The sequence below is a fragment of the Streptomyces sp. NPDC026062 genome (assembly GCF_055568375.1).
The window spans coordinates 91,722-112,783 of the sequence record NZ_JBVHOQ010000026.1; the positions used below are offsets into that span (position 1 = coordinate 91,722).

17 protein-coding genes and 1 pseudogene are annotated in these 21,062 nt (G+C 70.2%); 14 read left to right on the top strand and 4 right to left on the bottom strand.

Annotation, left to right across the window (positions count from 1 at the left end):
• Nucleotides 1-133 precede the first annotated feature (133 nt).
• Nucleotides 134-1,363 carry a DUF349 domain-containing protein gene (locus ACZ4LX_RS23530; RefSeq protein WP_467648415.1) on the bottom strand — a complete coding sequence of 410 codons (1,230 nt, stop codon included), beginning with the start codon at nt 1,361-1,363 and terminating at the stop codon, nt 134-136.
• 198 nt (nt 1,364-1,561) lie between these two features.
• Nucleotides 1,562-2,359 carry a peptidylprolyl isomerase gene (locus ACZ4LX_RS23535; protein WP_467648418.1) on the bottom strand — a complete coding sequence of 266 codons (798 nt, stop codon included), beginning with the start codon at nt 2,357-2,359 and terminating at the stop codon, nt 1,562-1,564.
• 148 nt (nt 2,360-2,507) lie between these two features.
• Between ACZ4LX_RS23535 and ACZ4LX_RS23540 the strand changes: the two genes are divergently transcribed.
• From ACZ4LX_RS23540 to ACZ4LX_RS23555, 4 genes are all read left to right on the top strand, one after another.
• Complete coding sequence (locus tag ACZ4LX_RS23540; RefSeq protein WP_467648422.1) at nt 2,508-3,194, top strand: MBL fold metallo-hydrolase; 687 nt, start codon at nt 2,508-2,510, stop codon at nt 3,192-3,194.
• Between the two features lie 13 nt (nt 3,195-3,207).
• The gene (gene hisS / locus ACZ4LX_RS23545; RefSeq protein WP_467648426.1) at nt 3,208-4,470 is read left to right on the top strand and encodes a histidine--tRNA ligase; all 1,263 of its coding nucleotides are present in this window, start codon (nt 3,208-3,210) and stop codon (nt 4,468-4,470) included.
• A gap of 381 nt (nt 4,471-4,851) precedes the next feature.
• Nucleotides 4,852-5,487, top strand: coding sequence for a vitamin K epoxide reductase family protein (locus ACZ4LX_RS23550; RefSeq protein WP_467648429.1), 636 nt, complete (start codon nt 4,852-4,854; stop codon nt 5,485-5,487).
• Nucleotides 5,488-5,558: 71 nt separating this feature from the next.
• Nucleotides 5,559-6,944 carry a replication-associated recombination protein A gene (locus tag ACZ4LX_RS23555; protein WP_467648432.1) on the top strand — a complete coding sequence of 462 codons (1,386 nt, stop codon included), beginning with the start codon at nt 5,559-5,561 and terminating at the stop codon, nt 6,942-6,944.
• Between the two features lie 41 nt (nt 6,945-6,985).
• Here the strand turns inward: ACZ4LX_RS23555 and ACZ4LX_RS23560 are convergent, their stop codons facing one another.
• Nucleotides 6,986-7,687: a DUF2470 domain-containing protein gene (locus ACZ4LX_RS23560; protein ID WP_467648437.1), complete on the bottom strand. Its 702-nt coding sequence runs from the start codon at nt 7,685-7,687 to the stop codon at nt 6,986-6,988.
• A gap of 188 nt (nt 7,688-7,875) precedes the next feature.
• Here ACZ4LX_RS23560 and rpsD point away from each other — a divergent pair, with 188 nt between their 5' ends.
• Nucleotides 7,876-8,490 (top strand): 30S ribosomal protein S4, encoded by a 615-nt coding sequence (gene rpsD / locus ACZ4LX_RS23565; protein ID WP_136327444.1) that lies wholly within the window; start codon nt 7,876-7,878, stop codon nt 8,488-8,490.
• A gap of 15 nt (nt 8,491-8,505) precedes the next feature.
• Here the strand turns inward: rpsD and ACZ4LX_RS23570 are convergent.
• Nucleotides 8,506-10,723: pseudogene (locus ACZ4LX_RS23570) on the bottom strand (ATP-binding protein).
• 211 nt (nt 10,724-10,934) lie between these two features.
• Between ACZ4LX_RS23570 and ACZ4LX_RS23575 the strand changes: the two are divergent.
• The 9 genes from ACZ4LX_RS23575 (at nt 10,935) to aroQ (ending at nt 20,968) form a co-directional block, all read left to right on the top strand.
• Nucleotides 10,935-11,375, top strand: coding sequence for a DUF948 domain-containing protein (locus ACZ4LX_RS23575; protein WP_467648519.1), 441 nt, complete (start codon nt 10,935-10,937; stop codon nt 11,373-11,375).
• 7 nt (nt 11,376-11,382) lie between these two features.
• Entirely contained in the window at nt 11,383-11,733 is a 351-nt protein-coding gene (locus ACZ4LX_RS23580; protein WP_467648446.1) for a DUF6167 family protein, read from the top strand.
• Entirely contained in the window at nt 11,733-14,402 is a 2,670-nt protein-coding gene (gene alaS / locus ACZ4LX_RS23585; protein ID WP_467648450.1) for an alanine--tRNA ligase, read from the top strand. Before ACZ4LX_RS23580 ends, alaS begins: the two co-directional genes overlap by 1 nt.
• A gap of 8 nt (nt 14,403-14,410) precedes the next feature.
• Nucleotides 14,411-14,884: a Holliday junction resolvase RuvX gene (ruvX, locus tag ACZ4LX_RS23590; RefSeq protein ID WP_467648522.1), complete on the top strand. Its 474-nt coding sequence runs from the start codon at nt 14,411-14,413 to the stop codon at nt 14,882-14,884.
• Between the two features lie 95 nt (nt 14,885-14,979).
• Entirely contained in the window at nt 14,980-16,749 is a 1,770-nt protein-coding gene (gene mltG / locus ACZ4LX_RS23595) for an endolytic transglycosylase MltG (protein WP_467648454.1), read from the top strand.
• A complete protein-coding gene (locus tag ACZ4LX_RS23600; RefSeq protein ID WP_467648458.1) occupies nt 16,736-17,572 on the top strand; it encodes a shikimate dehydrogenase in 837 nt (278 codons plus the stop codon). The genes mltG and ACZ4LX_RS23600 overlap by 14 nt, the downstream gene beginning before the upstream one ends.
• Before the next feature lie 146 nt (nt 17,573-17,718).
• Complete coding sequence (gene aroC / locus ACZ4LX_RS23605; protein ID WP_467648461.1) at nt 17,719-18,903, top strand: chorismate synthase; 1,185 nt, start codon at nt 17,719-17,721, stop codon at nt 18,901-18,903.
• On the top strand, nt 18,900-20,531 hold the full coding sequence (gene aroB, locus ACZ4LX_RS23610; protein ID WP_467648465.1) for a 3-dehydroquinate synthase: 1,632 nt from the start codon (nt 18,900-18,902) through the stop codon (nt 20,529-20,531). The genes aroC and aroB overlap by 4 nt, the downstream gene beginning before the upstream one ends.
• Entirely contained in the window at nt 20,528-20,968 is a 441-nt protein-coding gene (gene aroQ / locus ACZ4LX_RS23615) for a type II 3-dehydroquinate dehydratase (protein WP_326735100.1), read from the top strand. Before aroB ends, aroQ begins: the two co-directional genes overlap by 4 nt.
• The last annotated feature ends 94 nt before the right edge of the window (nt 20,969-21,062 follow it).

Here is a 21,062-nt window from a genome sequence, read left to right on the forward strand (position 1 = left end):
GCCCCCCCCCCGCCCCCCCCCGGCGGGGGGGCCCCCCGCCCCCCGGGGGGGGCCGGCGCCCCCCCGCACACCCTGGGCGGGGCCCGGTCCCCCACGGCGCCCGGGCCCCGCTCCATGTCCTGCTGCGGCTCGGTCAGCCGCCGAACTCTTCCAGGCCCTTGAGAGCCTGGTCCAGGAGCGCCTGCCGGCCCTCCAGCTCACGGGCCAGCTTGTCGGCACGGGCGTTGTTGCCCGAGGCGCGAGCCGTGTCGATCTGCGTGCGCAGCTTGTCGACGGCCGCCTGGAGCTGCCCGGTCAGACCAGCGGCACGGGCCCGTGCCTCCGGGTTCGTCCGGCGCCACTCCGACTCCTCGGCCTCCTGGAGCGCCCGCTCCACCGCCTGCATCCGCCCCTCGACCTTGGGGCGGGCGTCGCGCGGCACATGGCCGATGGCCTCCCAGCGCTCGTTGAGCGCCCGGAACGCGGCCCTGGAGGCCTTGAGGTCCTTCACCGGCACCAGCTTCTCGGCCTCGACGGCGAGCTCCTCCTTGAGCTTGAGGTTCTCGCCCTGCTCCGCGTCACGCTCGGCGAAGACTCCGTTGCGAGCGGCGAAGAAGACGTCCTGGGCACCGCGGAACCGTTCCCACAAGGCGTCCTCCGCCTCGCGCTGGGCGCGGCCCGCCGCCTTCCAGTCGGTCATCAGGTCGCGGTAGCGGGCAGCCGTCGCGCCCCAGTCCGTCGACCCGGAGAGCGCCTCGGCCTCGACGACCAGCTTCTCCTTGACCTTGCGGGCCTCCTCGCGCTGGGCGTCCAGCGAGGCGAAGTGGGCCTTGCGGCGCTTGGAGAACGCCGAGCGCGCATGCGAGAAGCGGTGCCACAGCTCGTCGTCCGACTTGCGGTCGAGCCTCGGCAGGCCCTTCCACGTGTCGACGAGCGCGCGCAGCCGCTCACCCGCGGAGCGCCACTGCTCGCTCTGCGCCAGCTCCTCGGCCTCGACGACCAGCGCCTCCTTGGCATGCTTCGCCTCGTCGGTCTGCTTGGCCTTCTGGGCCTTGCGCTCCTCGCGCCGCGAGTCGACCGTCGCGACCAGGGCGTCCAGCCGCTTGCGCAACGCGTCCAGGTCGCCGACGGCGTGATGCTCGTCGACCTGTCCCCGCAGATGCTCGATGGCGGTCGTCGCGTCCTTCGCCGACAGATCGGTGGTCTTCACCCGCCGTTCGAGGAGGCCGATCTCGACCACAATGCCCTCGTACTTGCGCTCGAAATAAGCCAGGGCCTCCTCCGGAGAACCGGCCTGCCACGATCCGACGACCTGCTCGCCATCGGCTGTACGCACGTACACGGTGCCTGTCTCGTCGACACGGCCCCACGGGTCGCTGCTCACAGCGTCTCCTCCACCTGATGCCCGTGAGGGGGTTCGCCCCCCTGGCATCGTCCACAGTTCCTGGGGCGGGCAGCGCCCGCCCTGCACAACGCCAATCTAGGCGAAGGGCCGCCCGGCTGTCCGCACTCAGCGCGGCCGAAAATTATCCGACCGCACCGAGTGACCGCTGGACGGAGATTCCGCCGGGTCCGTCCGGGTTCAGGACTTGTCGACGGCCGCCTTCGAGATGTTCACGGCCTTCTCCGGTGCACCGTCGGCAGCGCCGCCGCTGACTCCCGCCTTGCCGATGGCCGCGACGGCCTTCAGCGAGTCCGCGTCCATCGTGCCGAACGGCGTGTAGGTGGGCGGCAGTTTGCTGTCCTTGTAGACGAGGAAGAACTGGCTTCCGCCGGTGTGCTCCTGGCCGGTGTTGGCCATCGCCACGGTGCCTGCCGGGTAGGTCACGGTTCCGTCGGCGCCCGCCTTGCCCAGCGCGGTCAGGTTCTCGTCGGGAATCGTGTAGCCGGGCCCCCCGGTGCCGTCGCCCTTCGGGTCGCCGCACTGCAGGACGAAGATGCCCTGCGTGGTCAGCCGGTGACACTTCGTACCGTCGAAGAACTTCTTGTCCGCGAGGGACTTGAACGAGTTCGTGGTGTGCGGGGTCTTCGCCGCGTCCATGGTGAACGCGATGTCGCCCTGGCTCGTCTTGAGCGACATCGTGTACTTCGCCGATTTGTCGATCTTCATCGCGGGCTCGGGCTCGGTCTTCTCGCTGGCCGAGGGCGAGGGCTCGGCCGACGGGCTCTGGCTCGCGGCCGCGTCGGCCTTGCTGTCCTTGTCGTCGTCACCGCTGGTGACGAAGTACGTGGCACCGCCGATGACCGCCGCCACGGCCACCGCGGAGGCGATGACGACGGTCAGCCGCCTCGTCCTGCGACGGGCTTCCTCCCGGCGCTGCTGCTGCCGCTCGAACTTCTCCCTGGCGAGCTGCCGCCGCCGCTGATCGCTGCTGACCACCGGGTGATCTCCTTGTACGTCGTCTGATCGGGCCTGGGCTGCCCCGTACGGTATATGGGTTAGCTGTGGAATGAGGAGCGCCGGTAGGCTCTGAACTGCTGCGACCTCGCAGCCGACCTCCCTCGTCGGACGACCATTAAGGACGATCGTGCTCATTGCCGGGTTCCCCGCCGGGGCCTGGGGGACCAACTGTTACCTGGTCGCCCCCGCCGCGGGTGAGGAGTGCGTGATCATCGACCCGGGCCACCAGGCCGCCTCAGGGGTCGAGGAAGCGCTGAAGAAGCATCGGCTGAAGCCCGTCGCCGTCGTGCTCACCCATGGCCACATCGACCACGTCGCCTCCGTCGTTCCGGTGTGCGGCGCGCACGACGTCCCTGCCTGGATCCACCCCGAGGACCGCTACATGATGAGCGACCCGGAGAAGGCCCTCGGCCGCTCCATCGGGATGCCGCTCATGGGCGAGCTGACGGTGGGGGAGCCGGACGACGTCAAGGAACTCAGCGACGGCGCGCGACTGCTGCTGGCCGGTATGGAGTTCGGCGTCTCGCACGCGCCCGGCCATACGAAGGGGTCGGTGACCTTCAGGATGCCCGAGGCCGCGGAGATCCCGCAGGTCCTCTTCTCGGGCGACCTGCTCTTCGCCGGCTCCGTCGGACGCACCGACCTGCCCGGCGGCGACCACGCCGAGCTCCTCGAGTCGCTGGCCCGTGTGTGCCTGCCGCTCGACGACTCGACCGTGGTGCTGTCCGGCCACGGCCCCCAGACGACCATCGGCCGCGAGCGCGCCACCAACCCGTATCTGAGCGGTATGGACGCGCCCCGACGAGGAATGTGACGAGAGCGACATCGTGAGCACCTTCAAGGCCCCCAAGGGCACGTACGACCTGACCCCGCCCGACTCCGCGAAGTATCTCGCCGTGCGCGAGGCGATCTCCGCACCGCTGAAGAACTCCGGCTACGGCTACATCGAGACCCCCGGCTTCGAGGACGTGGCCCTCTTCTCGCGCGGCGTCGGTGAGTCCACCGACATCGTGAGCAAGGAGATGTACACCCTCACCACCAAGGGCGGCTCCGAGCTCGCCCTGCGCCCCGAGGGCACCGCCTCCGTGCTGCGTGCCACGCTGGAGGCCAACCTCCACAAGCTCGGCAACCTGCCCGTCAAGCTCTGGTACTCCGGCTCGTACTACCGCTACGAGCGGCCGCAGAAGGGCCGTTACCGCCACTTCTCGCAGGTCGGTGCCGAGGCGATCGGCGCCGAGGACCCGGCCCTGGACGCCGAGCTGATCATCCTGGCCGACCAGGCGTACCGCACCCTGGGCCTGCGCGGGTTCCGCATCCTGCTCAACTCCCTGGGCGACAAGGAGTGCCGGCCCGTCTACCGCGAAGCGCTCCAGGGCTTCCTGCGCGACCTCGACCTCGACGAGGAGACCCGCCGGCGCGTCGAGATCAACCCGCTCCGGGTCCTCGACGACAAGCGCCCCGACGTCCAGAAGCAGCTGACCGGCGCCCCGGTGCTGCGCGACTACCTGTGCGACGCCTGCAAGGCGTACCACGAGGAGGTCCGTGACCTCCTCAACGCGGCAGGCGTCGTGTACGAGGACGACGAGAAGCTCGTCCGAGGCCTCGACTACTACACCCGCACGACCTTCGAGTTCGTCCACGACGGTCTGGGTTCGCAGTCGGCGGTCGGCGGCGGCGGCCGGTACGACGGCCTGTCCGAGATGATCGGCGGACCGGCGCTCCCCTCGGTCGGCTGGGCGCTCGGCGTCGACCGCACCGTGCTCGCACTGGAGGCGGAGGGCATCGAGCTCGAACTCCCCTCCACGACCAGCGTCTTCGCCGTTCCGCTCGGCGAGGAGGCGCGGCGCGCGCTGTTCGGTGTCGTCACGCAGCTGCGCCGCCAGGGCGTGGCCGCCGACTTCGCTTTCGGGGGACGAGGTCTGAAGGGCGCGATGAAGAGCGCCAACCGCTCGGGTGCGCGTTTCACGATCGTGGCCGGCGAGCGCGACCTGGCCGAGGGGGTCGTGCAGCTCAAGGACATGGAGTCCGGTGAGCAGACGGCTGTTCCCCTGGCCGAGGCGGTCGAGACGGTGCGCACGCGCCTCGCCTGAACCCTCCGTGCCGCGGGCGGGCCGCACGGCCCGCCCACGACCGGTGAACGCCGGTGGCCTTCAACCCGGTGGCCTTCAACAGGGGGCCGATAAAGCCCTGTTCCCCTGCCGTCAATGTGACGGTCGCAGATTCATCCTGCCGGGCGATTTCCGCCGCAGGTCGGCAGTGGCGGCCCGGAGGCGGGGCGGATACCGCCCGAGGACGCGCGCGGACGTGCGTGGACGCCCTCGACGTGGCGGGGACGGTCCCGCACCCTCCCGTTCCGTGCGGTCCGCGCCCCGCTTGTGTGCGCATTTTTATGTTCATCGAACGGAAGACCAGTGCGGCCGTACGGCACAATGACCGTGCCCCAGCAGGCCACTCACTGACGGAACGGCGATATGACGACTGCAGCGGTTGACCATCCCTCCTCCGACCAGGAAGAGGACGGCGGGAAGAGGACCATCGGCGGCGGTCGCGCGCTGGCGCTGCTGCTGGTGATCACGGGCGCTGCCGGACTCCTTGCCGCCTGGGTCATCACGCTCGACAAGCTCAAGATGATGGAGGACCCCAGCTTCGTCCCGGGCTGCAGCCTCAACCCGGTGGTGGCCTGCGGCAACATCATGAAGAGCGAGCAGGCGTCGGCCTTCGGGTTCCCGAACCCCTGGCTCGGCATGGCCACCTACCCCGTGATCATCGGGATCGGTCTGGCGCTGCTCGCGGGAGCACGCTTCCGCAGCTGGTACTGGCTGGGGATGAACGCGGGCACCCTGTTCGGTGTCGGATTCTGCACCTGGCTCCAGTACCAGTCGCTCTACAACATCAACTCGCTGTGTCTGTGGTGCTGCCTGGCCTGGGTCGCCACGATCCTCATGTTCTGCTACATCACCACGCACAACATCAAGCACCGGATCATTCCCGCGCCGAGCTGGCTGCGCAACGGGCTCACCGAGTTCCACTGGGTGCCCCCGGTCCTGTGGATCGGGATCATCGGCATGCTGATCCTGACCCGCTGGTGGGACTTCTGGACCAGCTGACCGGCCCTCTCTCCCCTGCGGGCCGCACCGGCCCGGCGGGTATGTCAGTGCGGTGACATAGGCTTCAAAACGTGGAGCCCGACCTCTTTACCGCAGCTGCCGAAGACCGCCAGGAGAAGGACCCGTCCAGCAGCCCCCTCGCTGTCCGGATGCGTCCCCGTACCCTCGACGAGGTCGTGGGCCAGCAGCATCTGCTCAAGCCGGGCTCGCCACTGCGCCGCCTCGTCGGCGAGGGGGGCGGAGGACCGGCCGGCCCCTCCTCGGTGATTCTCTGGGGTCCGCCCGGCATCGGGAAGACGACCCTGGCGTACGTGGTGAGCAAGGCCACGAACAAACGATTCGTCGAACTCTCCGCGATCACGGCGGGCGTCAAGGAAGTACGGGCCGTGATCGAGGGAGCCCGTCGCGCCACCGGCGGCTACGGCAAGGAGACCGTCCTCTTCCTGGACGAGATCCACCGGTTCTCCAAGGCGCAGCAGGACTCCCTGCTCCCGGCCGTGGAGAACCGCTGGGTCACGCTGATCGCCGCGACCACCGAGAATCCCTACTTCTCGATCATCTCGCCGCTGCTCTCACGTTCGCTGCTGCTGACGCTGGAGTCGCTGACCGACGACGATCTGCGCGCCCTGCTGCACCGGGCCCTGACCGACGAGCGCGGACTCGGTGGCGCGGTGACGCTGGCCGAGGACGCCCAGGAGCATCTGCTGCGCATCGCCGGGGGTGACGCGCGCCGGGCGCTGACGGCGCTGGAGGCGGCCGCCGGCGCGGCGATGTCCAAGAAGGAGGAGGAGATCACCCTCCTCACCCTGGAGGAGACCGTCGACCGGGCGGCGGTGAAGTACGACCGGGACGGCGACCAGCACTACGACGTGGCGAGTGCGCTGATCAAGTCGATCCGGGGCTCCGACGTCGACGCGGCGCTGCACTACCTGGCCCGGATGATCGAGGCGGGGGAGGACCCCCGGTTCATCGCCCGGCGGCTGATGATCTCGGCCAGTGAGGACATCGGCCTCGCCGACCCCACGGCGTTGCCCACAGCGGTCGCGGCGGCCCAGGCCGTCGCGATGATCGGTTTCCCGGAGGCGGCGCTCACCCTCAGCCACGCCACCATCGCGCTTGCGCTCGCCCCGAAGTCCAACGCGGCGACGCTGGCGATCTCCGCGGCCCAGGAAGACGTACGGAAGGGCCTGGCCGGTGCGGTGCCGGCCCATCTGCGCGACGGCCACTACAAGGGCGCCGCCAAGCTGGGCCACGCCCAGGGCTATGTGTATCCGCACGACGTCCCCGGTGGCATCGCCGCCCAGCAGTACGCCCCGGACGCCGTCCGCGACAAGCGCTACTACCGCCCCACCCGTTACGGGGCCGAGGCGCGGTACGCGGATGTCGCGGACCGGGTCCGCGAGCGTCTGGGCCGTACGGACACCGAGGGCGGCCCGAGCGCGCGGGACAGTTCGTAGGGTCCGGTCTCAGTGCACGGGACAGTTCGTAGGGTCCGGTCTCAGTGCGCGGCGGCTTCGAAGAGGGTGCGCATGGCGTGGCGCAGCTCCACCACGTCGCGCACCGGCTCGGGGAATTCGAAGCGCGCGTCGAAGCAGGGGCCGTTCCGTTCGAAGAAGCGGACCCGCAGCCCGTACCGGTCCAGCGCGACGGGCACGACGGACGGCGGGTTCAGGGCGCCGGTCCGGTCCGCCCGCTCGCCGAGCAGTTCGCACAGCGTCCCCAGCCGGTCCCCGTGCGCCGCGTGCAGATGCTGGAGCACCTCCGTCTCGTGGGCGAGGAGCGGGTCGGCGGCCGCGTCCCGCAGGTCTTCCGGCTCGACCGTTTCCGAGCCCCAGAGGTCCTCGACGTGGGCCTCGCCCGTCTCCAGCCGCAGCAGCATCCGGCCGGGACCGGCGATTCCGGGCACGGAGGTGAGCCAGCCACTGACGCGGGCCCGGCCCCGGACGCGGTGGGGTACGGCGACCGGGGCGACGTCCGTGATCTCCAGCACGGCCGTCAGCTCGTCGTCCTGGGCATGGGTCGCGGCCCGTACGGCCGGGGAATCAGCGGGGAATTCGAGGAAGAGGTCGCCGTCCGGACCCACGCTCCGGGACAGCGGCATCAGCTGGTCCGAGCCCGCGGTCTCCAGCCCGGGGATGAGCAGCACCGCGGAGCAGGTACTCTGTACGAGAGTTCGTGTGCGCTCGGCTGCTGACGGCATCCGTGTGTTTTCAAGCCCGCTGGGACGCGGCTGACCACGATCAGATCGGCCTTCCGTCGTAGCAGCACCTTCATGTGTGCTGCCGCTGTCTGTGCTGTCCGTGACGTGTGTGGTGTTCCCAGGGCGAGACATGCGATCTCCTTGAGTAAGGTGAGCCTAACCTAACCTACAACGGAGGTCTGGAGAACGTGCCTAATCAGTCGCGTCCCAAGGTCAAGAAGAGCCGCGCGCTCGGCATTGCGCTGACGCCGAAGGCCGTCAAGTACTTCGAGGCCCGCCCCTACCCGCCGGGCGAGCACGGCCGTGGCCGCAAGCAGAACTCGGACTACAAGGTCCGTCTGCTCGAGAAGCAGCGTCTGCGCGCCCAGTACGACATCAGCGAGCGCCAGATGGCGCGTGCCTACGACCGCGCCAAGAAGGCCGAAGGCAAGACGGGCGAGGCGCTGGTCGTCGAGCTCGAGCGCCGTCTCGACGCGCTGGTTCTGCGTTCCGGTATCGCCAAGACGATCTACCAGGCCCGCCAGATGGTCGTCCACGGCCACATCGAGGTCAACGGTGGCAAGGTCGACAAGCCGTCGTTCCGTGTCCGTCCCGACGACATCGTGATGGTCCGCGAGCGCAGCCGTGAGAAGTACCCCTTCCAGGTTGCCCGCGAGGGTGGTTACGACACCGACGGTGAGACCCCGCGCTACCTGCAGGTGAACCTGAAGGCCCTGGCCTTCCGCCTTGACCGGGACCCGAACCGCAAGGAAATCCCCGTGATCTGCGACGAGCAGCTCGTCGTCGAGTACTACGCCCGCTGATTCAGGCGTAGCCGCTCAGCACCGGCGCTCAGGCCCGCCCCTCCCCGATCGGGGAGGCGGCGGGCTTTCGCGTTCCCCCGGCCGGGGGCGGCGAACCCTGTACGCCGGAGTGTTCGCCGCGCCCGCCCGACAGCGCCCTGGCCACCACCGCGTCCATGTCCAGCTCGCCGCCGGTGCGCAGCCCCGCCCTGTACAGCTCCTCGCCCAGTTCGTTCCGGACCAGTTCCTCGCACCGGGCCCGGGGCTTGCTGTAGTGCGCCGAGCCGAACAGCGGCAGACCGACCGACGGCCAGATCCGGTCGGCGGCCCCTTGCAGCAGGGCCGCCTCGGCGGCGTCGCCCTCGATCACCGTGACGAGTGCCAGCAGCTCCAGGGCGAGCACGGTGCCCAGCCGGTCGTGGAAGGTGTGGCTGATGGTCAGCGACTCCCCGAGCAGCTCCCGTGCCCGGCCGGGCAGGCCCCGCTGCAGTGAGGCGAACCCCAGGACGTACAGCGCATAGCTGAGCGCCCACCGCTCCCCGTGGTCCTCGCAGATCTCCCGGACCTCCTCGCAGATCGCGACCGCGCCGTCCAGGTCCCCCTGGAACCCGGTCGTCATGGCGAGTTCCACCTGGGCCATCAGCACGTTGCTGTTCAGCTCGCCGAGCTCCCGGTAGCGGCCGAGGGCCTCCCGCAGCAGTTCGTGCGCGCGGGCCACGTCGTCCGTGACCAGGGCCAGGCAGCCGGTGCGGTGCAGCGCGTACGCCGACGCCGCGGCGTCACCCGCCCGGTCCGCCTCCTCCCGGCACTCGGTCAGTGCCGAGATCGCGCCCACCGGATCGCCCTGGAGGACCGCGACGTAACCGAGCACCCACAGCGCCTTCAGCCGCGAGGTGTCGTACGGAGTCTCCTCCTCCCGTACGTGCTCCAGCCAGTGCCGGCCCTCCGACAGGCGTCCGCAGCCGACCCACAGGAACCAGAGCGTGCCCGCCAGATACTGCGCGAGGTGCGCCTCCCCGGGGATCTCCAGCGAACACTCCATGGCCTGCCGCAGATTCGGCAGCTCGCTCTCCACCCGGGCCGCCACCGCCGCCTGCCGGGGGCTGAACCAGTCGAGCTCGCACCAGGTCGCGAGCCCCAGGAACCAGTCCCGGTGACGACGGCGCAGCCGGTCCGTGTCGCCCGTGGCCGCCAGCCACTCGGCGCCGTACTCCCGGACCGTGTCCAGCATCCGGTAACGGGCGCCCGCAGCCGATTCCTCCCGCAGGATCACGGACTGGGCCAGCAGCCCGGACAGCACGTCCAGCACCGCTTCGGTGGGCAGATCGGGACCGCTGCAGATGTACTCGGCCGCCTCCAGGTCGAACTGCCCGGCGAAGACGGAGAGCCGCGCCCACAGCAGCCGCTGTTCCGGCGCGCAGAGTTCATGGCTCCAGCCGATGGCCGTACGGAGCGTCTGGTGCCGGGCGAGCGCGCTCCGGCTGCTGCCGGTCAGCAGCCGGAACCGGTCGTCCAGCCGTTGCAGCACCTGCTCCGCCGACAGGGCGAGAAGGCGGCCGGCGGCCAGCTCCAGCGCGAGCGGAATGCCGTCGAGACGGCGGCACAGCTCCAGGGCGGTGTCCCGGGCGTGCTCGGTCAGCCGGTACTCGGGCCGCACCGAGGAGGCCCGCTCGGCGAACAGCAGCACGGCGTCCTCGTCACCCATGGTCGCGAGCGGGTAGGCGGTCTCGCCGTCGAGGTCCAGCGGCAGCCGGCCGGCCGCCAGTACCCGTAGCCGCGGCGCCCGGCGCAGCAGGTCCCGTACCAACTCCGCGCAGGCGTCCACCAGATGCTCGAAACCGTCGATCACCAGGAGGAGGCGGTGCTCGGCACAGTGTTCGAGGAGTGTCGTGCGCGGCGGTCTGCTCGTGTGATCGGTGAGGCCCAGAGCATCGACCAGGGCGTGCTCCAGCAGTGCGGGATCGTGGACGCCGGACAGTTCCGCCAGCCAGACCCCGTCGCAGTACCGTTTCTCCAGGAGCGCCGCCACCTTGCTGACGAGCCGGGTCTTGCCGGCCCCGCCCACCCCGACGACGGTGACCAGCCGGGACTCCTCCAGTAGCCCGACGACCTCGGCCAACTCGGCCTCCCGCCCCACGAATCTGTTCAGCTCCGCGGGGAGATTGCCCCGGTGGCAGGGGGTGGGGGCCTCGGGGGAGGCGGCCGAAGGGCTGGAATCACCGGAGGAAGGGAAGGGGCGCTGAGGGCGTCGCATGAGACACGCAGAGTACTGGCCCGAAAGCGCTCCGTACGACATCGTTGCGGGAACTCCTGCGGGGCCGGCCCGCAATGCGGTACAAGGCGCGAGCCCCGGCGCGATAAGCTCGGGGGCGGTGATCGGCTTCGGCGACGGCCGTCGCCGAAGAGCTGGAAACAAGACAGACAGACGACAAGCCAGAGAGCGGTGCACTGTGTCCGGTGGAGAGGTGGCCGGGATCCTGGTGGCCGTCTTCTGGGCGATCCTGGTTTCGTTCCTCGCCGTCGTGCTGGTGAGGCTAGCCCAGACGCTCAGGGCGACCACGAAGCTCGTTGCGGACGTGACCGAACAGGCCGTTCCGCTGCTGGCCGACGCGTCCGCGACCGTACGCTCCGCGCAGACCCAGCTCGACAAGGTCGACGCGATCGCGACGGACGTCCAGGAAGTCACCTCCAACGCCTCGGCGCTCTCCACCACCGTCGCCTCCGCCTTCGGCGGTCCGCTGGTCAAGGTCGCCGCATTCGGCTACGGAGTCCGGCAGGCCATCGGCCGCAAGACCGGTCCCGAACCCGAAGCGCGTTCTGGGCGCCCGGTGATCGTCGGCCGGACCGTGCCGTCCGCGCGTGGCAGGAAGCGCAACGGCAGAAACCCCCGCGGATCGAAGGACTGACGCAGCGATGTTCCGCCGTACGTTCTGGTTCACCGCCGGCGCAGCCGCCGGCGTCTGGGCCACCGCCAAGGTCAACCGGAAGATCAAGCAGCTGACCCCCGAAAGCCTTGCCGCGCAGGCCGCCGACAAGGCGGTCGTGGCCGGTCACAAGCTCAAGGACTTCGCCCTGGACGTCCGTGAGGGCATGGCCAGGCGCGAGGCCGAACTGGGCGAGGCGCTCGGCCTCGAAGCGCCCGTCGACCCTGATCTCCCCGTGCGCCGCCACCTCGTCGTCGAGGCGTCCGAGCCCGAGGCGCGCCGCGCGCTTCCCCCCACGTCACGTACCTACAACTCGTACAACCGGAATGAGGACCACTGATGGAGTCGGCTGAAATTCGCCGCCGCTGGCTGAGCTTCTACGAGGAGCGCGGTCACACCGTTGTCCCTTCGGCGTCGCTCATCGCGGACGACCCGACTCTGCTGCTGGTCCCGGCGGGCATGGTGCCCTTCAAGCCGTACTTCCTCGGCGAGGTCAAGCCCCCCGCCCCGCGCGTCACCAGCGTGCAGAAGTGCGTCCGCACGCCGGACATCGAAGAGGTCGGCAAGACCACCCGCCACGGCACGTTCTTCCAGATGTGCGGGAACTTCTCCTTCGGCGACTACTTCAAGGAAGGCGCCATCGAGTACGCCTGGGAGCTGCTCACCAGCTCCGTGGCGGACGGCGGCTTCGGCCTCGACCCCGAGCGACTGTGGATCACGGTCTACCTCGACGACGACGAGGCCGAGCAGATCTGGCGCGACAAGATCGGTGTCCCCGCCGAGCGCATCCAGCGCCTCGGCAAGAAGGACAACTTCTGGTCCATGGGCGTCCCCGGTCCCTGCGGCCCCTGCTCCGAGATCAACTACGACCGGGGCCCCGAGTTCGGCGTCGAGGGCGGCCCCGCCGTCAACGACGAGCGGTACGTGGAGATCTGGAACCTGGTCTTCATGCAGTACGAGCGCGGCGCCGGCGACGGCAAGGACGACTTCCCGATCCTCGGCGACCTGCCGTCCAAGAACATCGACACCGGCCTCGGCCTGGAACGCCTCGCGATGATCCTGCAGGGCGTACGGAACATGTACGAGACCGACACCCTGCGCGTCGTCATGGACAGGGCCACCGAGCTCACCGGCGTGCGCTACGGCGCGGCCCAGGGCACCGACGTCTCGCTCCGCGTCGTCGCCGACCACATCCGTACCTCCGTCATGCTCATCGGCGACGGTGTCACCCCCGGCAACGAGGGCCGCGGCTACGTACTGCGCCGCATCATGCGCCGGGCCATCCGCAACATGCGGCTGATGGGGGCCACCGGATCGGTCGTCAGCGAGCTGGTCGACGTCGTGATCAACACGATGGGGCTGCAGTACCCCGAGCTGATCACCGACCGCAAGCGCATCGAGACCGTGGCTCTCGCCGAGGAAGCCGCCTTCCTCAAGGCCCTCAAGGGTGGCACCAACATCCTGGAGACCGCCGTCACGGAGACCAAGGCCGCAGGCGGCCGGGTCCTCGCCGGCGACAAGGCGTTCCTGCTCCACGACACCTGGGGCTTCCCGATCGACCTCACCCTGGAGATGGCCGCCGAGCAGGGGCTGTCCGTGGACGAGGACGGCTTCCGCCGCCTCATGCAGGAGCAGCGGGACAAGGCCAAGGCCGACGCCAGGGCCAAGAAGACCGGTCACGCCGACCTGTCCGCCTACCGTGAGGTGGCCGACAACTCCGGCATCACCGAGTTCACCGGGTACACCTCCACCGAGGGCGAGTCGACGGTCGTCGGTCTCCTCGTGAACGGCGTCTCCTCGCCCGCGGCCTCCGAGGGCGACGAGGTCGAGGTCGTCCTGGACCGCACCCCGTTCTACGCCGAGGGCGGCGGCCAGCTCGCCGACCAGGGCCGGATCCGTTTCCACAACGGTGCCGTCATCCAGGTGCGCGACGTCCAGCAGCCGGTCCCCGGTGTCTCCGTCCACAAGGGCTCGGTCCAGGTCGGCGAGGTGACGGTCGGCGCCTCCGCCCTCGCGATCATCGACACCAACCGCCGCCGCGCCATCGCCCGCGCCCACAGCGCCACCCACCTCACGCACCAGGCGCTGCGCGACGCGCTCGGCCCGACGGCCGCCCAGGCCGGTTCGGAGAACTCCCCGGGCCGCTTCCGCTTCGACTTCGGTTCGCCGGCCGCCGTGCCCGGCACGGTCCTCGTCGACGTCGAGCAGAAGATCAACGAGGTCCTCTCGCGGGAGCTCGACGTGCGGGCCGAGGTCATGTCGATCGGCGAGGCCAAGAAGCAGGGCGCCATCGCCGAGTTCGGCGAGAAGTACGGCGAGCGGGTCCGCGTCGTCACCATCGGCGACTTCTCCAAGGAGCTGTGCGGCGGCACGCATGTCGGCAACACCGCCCAGCTCGGTCTGGTGAAGCTGCTCGGCGAGTCGTCCATCGGTTCGGGCGTGCGCCGCATCGAGGCCCTGGTCGGCGTCGACGCGTACAACTTCCTCGCCAAGGAGCACACGGTCGTCGCCCAGCTCCAGGAGCTGGTCAAGGGCCGTTCCGAGGAGCTTCCGGAGAAGGTCGCCGCGATGCTCGGCAAGCTGAAGGACGCCGAGAAGGAGATCGAGAAGTTCCGCGCGGAGAAGGTCCTGGCGGCCGCCGCCGGGCTGGTCGAGTCCGCCAAGGACGTACGGGGCGTCGCCCTGGTCACCGGCCAGGTGCCGGACGGCACCTCCGCCGACGACCTGCGCAAGCTCGTCCTCGATGTCCGGGGGCGCATCCAGGGCGGCAGGCCGGCTGTCGTGGCCCTGTTCACCACGGCCAACGGCCGCCCGCTGACCGTCATCGCCACCAACGAGGCGGCCCGCGAGCGCGGTCTCAAGGCCGGCGACCTGGTCCGTACCGCCGCCAAGACGCTCGGCGGCGGTGGCGGCGGCAAGCCGGACGTCGCCCAGGGCGGCGGCCAGAACCCGGAGGCCATCGGCGACGCCGTCGCCGCTGTCGAACGCCTCGTCACCGAGACGGCGTGACGCCGGACATGACGCGGATGCGCCGTGGCCGCCGGCTCGCCATCGACGTCGGGGACGCCCGGATCGGGGTCGCCTCGTGCGACCCCGACGGGATCCTCGCCACACCGGTGGAGACCGTGCCGGGACGTGATGTCCCGGCCGCCCACCGGCGGCTCGGGCAGATCGTCGCGGAGTACGAGCCGATCGAGGTCATCGTCGGCCTGCCGAGGTCCCTGGGCGGCGGTGAGGGACCGGCGGCGGCCAAGGTCCGCGCCTTCACCGATGTGCTCGCCCGTGCGGTTGCACCCATTCCGGTGCGATTGCTGGACGAGAGGATGACCACAGTGACGGCCAGTCAGGGACTGCGCGCGTCGGGCGTGAAGTCCAAAAAGGGCCGGTCCGTCATCGACCAGGCTGCCGCTGTGGTGATCCTCCAGAACGCTCTGGAGTCCGAACGGGCTTCGGGCAAGCCACCCGGCGAGGGCGTCGAAGTGGTTGTCTGATCGCGATACGGTAACGTTCCGCGCGATGCGGCGGTGTTCGAACAAACACCGCACAGCAAAGAGACGGAACGTCGTCTCGCGGCTCAAGGGGATCGATGACTGAGTATGGCCGGGGCCCCGGCTCCGAACCGTGGCGTCCCGAGGATCCCCTGTACGGGGACCAGGGATGGGGAGGCGGGCAGCAGCCCGCTCCCGGCCAGAGCCAGTACGGCGGCCAGCAGCAGCCCTACCCGCAGGACCCGTACGCCCAGCAGCAGCCGCAGACGCCGTACCTGCAGGACCCTTACGCGCAGCAGCATCCGCAGGCCCCCTACGCGCAGCAACAGCAGCAGGATCCGTACGCGCAGCAGCAACAGCAGCAGAACCCGCAGGATCCCTACGCACAGCAGCCGCAGTACCAGCAGCAGCCTCCGTACGGCGCCCAGCAGGACCCGTACGCCCAGCAGCAGCCCTACAACGGCGGCTGGGACACCGGTCAGCAGCCCGCCGCGATGCCGTACGAGGGCCGGCCGGACGCCCCGTACGGCTACGGCGAGACGAACGACTACTACGGCACCTCCGAGGCGTACCCCCCGCCGCAGCCCCCGGGCCGCCGCGAAGCGGCTCCCGCGCAGGCCCCCGAGCGGAACCCGGACTGGGACCCCGAGGTCCAGCCGGAGGAGACGCACCCCTTCTTCACGGGCGCGGACGACGGCGAGGCCAAGGACGACGACTACGACGACGACGATCCCCGCGAGTCCCGCCGAGGTGACGGCGGAGGCGAGCGGCGCGGCAAGGGCAAGAAGAAGAAGGGCCGCAGCGGCTGCGCCTGTCTGGTCGTCTCCCTCGTCCTGGCCGGCGGTCTCGGCGGAGCGGTCTACTTCGGCTACTCGTTCTACCAGGACAAATTCGGTTCCGCCCCCGACTACACGGGCAGCGGCTCGGGTTCGGTCGAGGTGGAGATCCCGAAGGGCTCGTACGGATACGACATCGGCAACATCCTGAAGAAGCTGGGTGTGGTCAAGAGCGTCGACGCGTTCGTCTCCGCGCAGAACGAGAACCCCAAGGGGAAGTCGATCCAGGCCGGGGTCTATCTCCTCCACAAGGAGATGTCGGCGGCCGAGGCCGTGAAGATGATGGTCGACCCGAAGAGCCAGAACCTTCTGATCATTCCCGAGGGCTCCCGCAATGTCGCCGTCTACGCGATGATCGACGCGAAGCTGGACCTCAAGAAGGGCACGACCAAGGCCGTCGCCACGTCGAAGAAGGCCGATCTGGGCCTCCCCGGCTGGGCGGGCAGGAACAAGGACATCAAGGACCCGCTGGAGGGATTCCTCTACCCGGCCGCGTATCCGGTCACCAAGGAGACCAAGCCGGAGGCGATCCTCAAGAAGATGGTCTCGCGGTCCAACGAGGAGTACGAGGATCTCGACCTCGAGGGAACCGCCAAGAAGTACAAGCTCGACGGTCCCTGGCAGGTGCTCACCGTGGCCAGCCTGGTCCAGGCGGAAGGCCTGACGCACGACGACTTCCGCAAGATGGCCGAAGTCGTCTACAACCGGCTCAAGCCCGACAACGTGGCCACGAACCGCAAGCTGGAATTCGACTCTGCGTTCAACTACCTGAAGAACCAGAGCGAGATCAAGATCAGGTCGAACGAGATCCGGACCAATCCGGATCCCTACAACACCTACTACCACGCAGGTCTGCCGCCCGGCCCCATCAGCAACCCCGGTGACGAGGCCCTGCGCGCCACGCTCAGTCCCACCGCCGGCGGGTGGATGTTCTTCATCTCGCTCGACGGCAAGAAGACCCAGTTCACCAAGACGGCCGCGGAGCACGAGAAGCTCAACGAGAAGTTCAAGGAATTGCATGGCCTCGACTGACGGGCGCCACCGGGCAGCCGTTCTCGGTTCGCCCATCGCCCACTCGCTCTCCCCGGTGCTGCACCGGGCCGCCTACGCCGAACTCGGTCTCGACGGCTGGTCGTACGACCGGTTCGAAATCGACGAGCAGGCACTGCCCGGCTTCATGGGCGGCCTGGACTCCACCTGGGCCGGGCTCTCCCTGACGATGCCTCTGAAGCGGGCGGTCATCCCGCTGCTGGACTCCGTCAGCGAGACAGCGGCCTCCGTGGAGGCCGTGAACACGGTCGTCCTCGGCGAGGACGGCCGGCTCACCGGCGACAACACGGATATCCCCGGCATGATTGCCGCCCTGCGCGAGCGCGGTGTCGAGAAGGCCGAGGCCGCCGCTGTTCTCGGTGCCGGAGCCACCGCCTCGTCCGCACTCGCCGCACTCGCGCGGATCTGTCCGGGACCGGTCACCGCCTACGTCCGCAGCCGCGAACGCGGTGACGAGATGCGCGGCTGGGGCGAACGGCTCGGGGTCGATGTGCGGATCGCCGACTGGGCCGAGGCCGAGCAGGCGCTGCACGCCCCGCTGGTCATCGCGACCACGCCGGCCGGGGCCACGGACGGGCTGATGGACGCCGTGCCGGACCGTCCAGGCACGCTCTTCGACGTGCTGTACGAGCCATGGCCCACTGGACTCGCCTCCGCGTGGGCGGCCCGCAACGGTGCAATCGTCGGAGGTCTTGATCTCCTGGTGCACCAGGCCGTCTTCCAGGTCGAGCAGATGACGGGCCGTGCGCCCGCCCCGCTGGCCGCCATGCGCCGGGCCGGCGAACAGGCGCTGGCCGCCCGCTGACCGCACCTTTCGCCCGGCCGCTCCGTCCGTCTGCTGGACCGGCGGCGGGCCGGGCGGCCCGGTCGTGGGAGGATCGGGGGCGGCGGGCCAGGGCCGCGCACCCGGTCGCGCCGTTGCAGTTACAGGCGCGAGCATGAGGAGCACCGTTGAGCAGGTTGCGCTGGCTGACCGCCGGAGAGTCGCACGGCCCCGCACTGGTGGCGACGCTGGAGGGTCTTCCCGCCGGTATCCCCGTCACTACGGAGATGGTGGCGGACGCGCTCGCCAGGCGACGGCTCGGTTACGGGCGCGGCGCCCGGATGAAGTTCGAGAAGGACGAGGTCACTTTCCTCGGCGGGGTCCGGCACGGTCTGACCATGGGCTCGCCCGTCGCCGTGATGGTGGGCAACACCGAGTGGCCCAAGTGGGAGCAGGTCATGTCGGCCGACCCGGTCGACCCCGAGGTGCTGGCCGCCCAGGCCCGCAACGCCCCGCTGACCCGCCCCCGGCCCGGCCACGCCGATCTCGCCGGTATGCAGAAGTACGGCTTCGACGAGGCCCGGCCGGTCCTGGAGCGCGCCAGCGCCCGGGAGACCGCGGCGCGCGTCGCCCTCGGTGCCGTCGCCCGGTCCTACCTCAAGGAGACCGCCGGCATCGAGATCGTCAGCCATGTCGTCGAGCTGGCCGCGGCCAAGGCGCCGTACGGGGTCTACCCCGTCCCCGCCGATGCCGACAGGCTCGACGCCGACCCGGTGCGCTGCCTCGACGCCGACGCGAGCAAGCGGATGGTCGCCGAGATCGACCAGGCCCACAAGGACGGCGACACGCTCGGCGGCGTGGTCGAGGTGCTGGCGTACGGCGTGCCCGTCGGCCTCGGTTCCCACGTGCACTGGGACCGCAGGCTCGACGCCCGTCTCGCCGCCGCGCTCATGGGAATCCAGGCCATCAAGGGGGTCGAGGTCGGCGACGGCTTCGACCTCGCCCGGGTGCCCGGGTCGCAGGCGCACGACGAGATCCTGGTGACCGACGACGGGATCAAGCGCGCCTCCGGCCGCGCGGGTGGCACCGAGGGTGGTCTGACCACCGGTGAGCTGCTGCGCGTCCGCGCCGCGATGAAGCCGATCGCGACGGTGCCGCGCGCGCTCGGCACGGTCGATGTGGTGACGGGCGAGCCGGCCAAGGCGCACCACCAGCGCTCCGATGTCTGTGCCGTTCCGGCAGCGGGCATCGTCGCCGAGGCGATGGTCGCACTGGTCCTCGCCGACGCGGTCGCGGAGAAGTTCGGCGGCGACAGCGTCGCCGAGACCCACCGCAACGTCCAGTCGTACCTCGACCACCTCCAGATCCGATGAGCGGTCCGCTGGTGGTCCTGGTCGGGCCGATGGGCGTCGGCAAGTCCACGGTCGGCGAACTGCTCGCCGACCGTCTGGGCACCGGTTACCGGGACACCGACGCCGACGTCGTCGCCACGGCCGGCAAGCCGATCTCGGACATCTTCTACGACGAGGGCGAGGAGCGCTTCCGCGCACTGGAGCGGGACGCCGTGCGGGCCGCGGTCGCCGAGCACGAGGGCGTCCTCTCGCTCGGCGGCGGCGCCGTCCTCGACGCCACGACCCGCGCCCTGCTCGTCGGCCACGCCGTCGTCTACCTCTCGATGGACGTCGACGAGGCGGTCAGGCGGGTCGGGCTGAACACCGCCCGTCCGCTGCTCGCCGTGAACCCGCGCCGGCAGTGGCGCGAACTCATGGAGGCCCGCCGTCACCTCTACACGGAGGTGGCCCGCGCGGTCGTCGCGACCGACGAGCGCACACCGGAAGAGGTCGCCCAGGCGGTCCTCGACGCACTGGAGCTGCCGGACGCACCGTCCGGCCGGGAGAAACCAACGATGACCGACCAGGCCCCCACCCGTATCCGGATCGCCGGCAGCGCGGGCACCGACCCGTACGAGGTGCTCATCGGCCGGCAGCTTCTCGCGGAGCTCCCCTCGCTCATCGGTGAGCGTGCCCAGCGCGTCGCGGTCCTGCACCCGGAGGCGCTCGCCGAGACCGGCGAGGCCGTCCGCCAGGACCTCGCGGACCAGGGCTACGAGGCCATCGCCATCCAGCTGCCCAACGCGGAGGAGGCCAAGACCGTCGAGGTCGCCGCCTACTGCTGGAAGGCGCTCGGCCAGACCGGCTTCACCCGCACCGATGTCGTCGTCGGCATCGGCGGCGGCGCCACCACGGACGTCGCGGGCTTCGTCGCCGCCTCCTGGCTGCGCGGAGTGCGCTGGATCGCCGTACCCACGACCGTGCTCGGCATGGTCGACGCGGCCGTCGGAGGCAAGACGGGCATCAATACCGCCGAGGGCAAGAACCTCGTCGGCGCCTTCCACCCGCCGGCCGGAGTGCTCTGCGACCTGGCCGCGCTGGACTCGCTGCCGGTCAACGACTACGTCTCCGGCATGGCCGAGATCATCAAGGCCGGCTTCATCGCCGACCCGGTGATCCTCGACCTCGTGGAGGCGGACCCGCAGGGCGCGCGTACACCGGCCGGACCGCACACCTCCGAACTGATCGAGCGGGCCATCCGGGTCAAGGCCGAGGTGGTCTCCAGCGACCTCAAGGAATCCGGGCTCCGCGAGATCCTCAACTACGGGCACACGCTGGCCCACGCGATCGAGAAGAACGAGCGCTACAAGTGGCGCCACGGTGCTGCCGTCTCGGTCGGCATGGTCTTCGCCGCCGAACTGGGCCGCCTCGCCGGACGCCTGGACGACGCCACCGCCGACCGGCACCGCGCGGTCCTGGAGTCCGTCGGACTGCCGCTCACCTACCGCGGTGACCAGTGGCCCAAGCTGCTGGAGAACATGAAGGTCGACAAGAAGTCCCGCGGCAACCTGCTGCGCTTCATCGTCCTGGACGGCCTCGGCAAGCCCACCGTCCTGGAGGGCCCCGACCCGGCCGTGCTGCTGGCCGCCTACGGTGAGGTGTCGGCGTGACCCGCCGGGTGTTCGTCCTCAACGGACCCAACCTCGGCCGCCTCGGCTCCCGCGAGCCGGACGTCTACGGGGCCACCTCCTACGCCGGCCTCGTCGACACCTGCCGCACCCTCGGCAAGGAACTCGGCTTCGACGTCGACGTCCGGGAGACCAACGACGAGGGTGAGCTGATCCGCTGGCTGCACGAAGCCGCGGACGGTTCAATTCCGGTCGTTCTCAACCCGGGTGCCTTCACGCACTACTCGTACGGAATGCGGGACGCGGCCGCGCAGCGCACCGCTCCGCTGATCGAGGTGCACATCTCGAACCCGTACGCGCGGGAGGAATTCCGTCACAACTCCGTGGTCGCACCGGTCGCCACGGGGACCGTGGCCGGCTTCGGTATCGGGTCCTACCGGCTCGCCCTGCGGGCGCTCGCCGACGAACTGACGGACTGACGCATCCCCGCCCCGGAAGGCCGACTTGGCCGACGGGGCACGGTGAACCCTCCCCGGCCGTTCCCTCCGTGGCGGCCGGGGAAGGTACGGTTGC

Coding starts and splice junctions, on each gene's coding strand:
- ACZ4LX_RS23550 (WP_467648429.1), top strand. CDS start 4,852: ATGACGACTGCAGCGGTTGACCATCCCTCCTCCGACCAGGAAGAGGAC.
- ACZ4LX_RS23560 (WP_467648437.1), bottom strand. CDS start 7,687: ATGCCGTCAGCAGCCGAGCGCACACGAACTCTCGTACAGAGTACCTGC.
- ACZ4LX_RS23580 (WP_467648446.1), top strand. CDS start 11,383: ATGTTCCGCCGTACGTTCTGGTTCACCGCCGGCGCAGCCGCCGGCGTC.
- alaS (WP_467648450.1), top strand. CDS start 11,733: ATGGAGTCGGCTGAAATTCGCCGCCGCTGGCTGAGCTTCTACGAGGAG.
- ruvX (WP_467648522.1), top strand. CDS start 14,411: ATGACGCGGATGCGCCGTGGCCGCCGGCTCGCCATCGACGTCGGGGAC.
- mltG (WP_467648454.1), top strand. CDS start 14,980: ATGACTGAGTATGGCCGGGGCCCCGGCTCCGAACCGTGGCGTCCCGAG.
- ACZ4LX_RS23600 (WP_467648458.1), top strand. CDS start 16,736: ATGGCCTCGACTGACGGGCGCCACCGGGCAGCCGTTCTCGGTTCGCCC.
- aroB (WP_467648465.1), top strand. CDS start 18,900: ATGAGCGGTCCGCTGGTGGTCCTGGTCGGGCCGATGGGCGTCGGCAAG.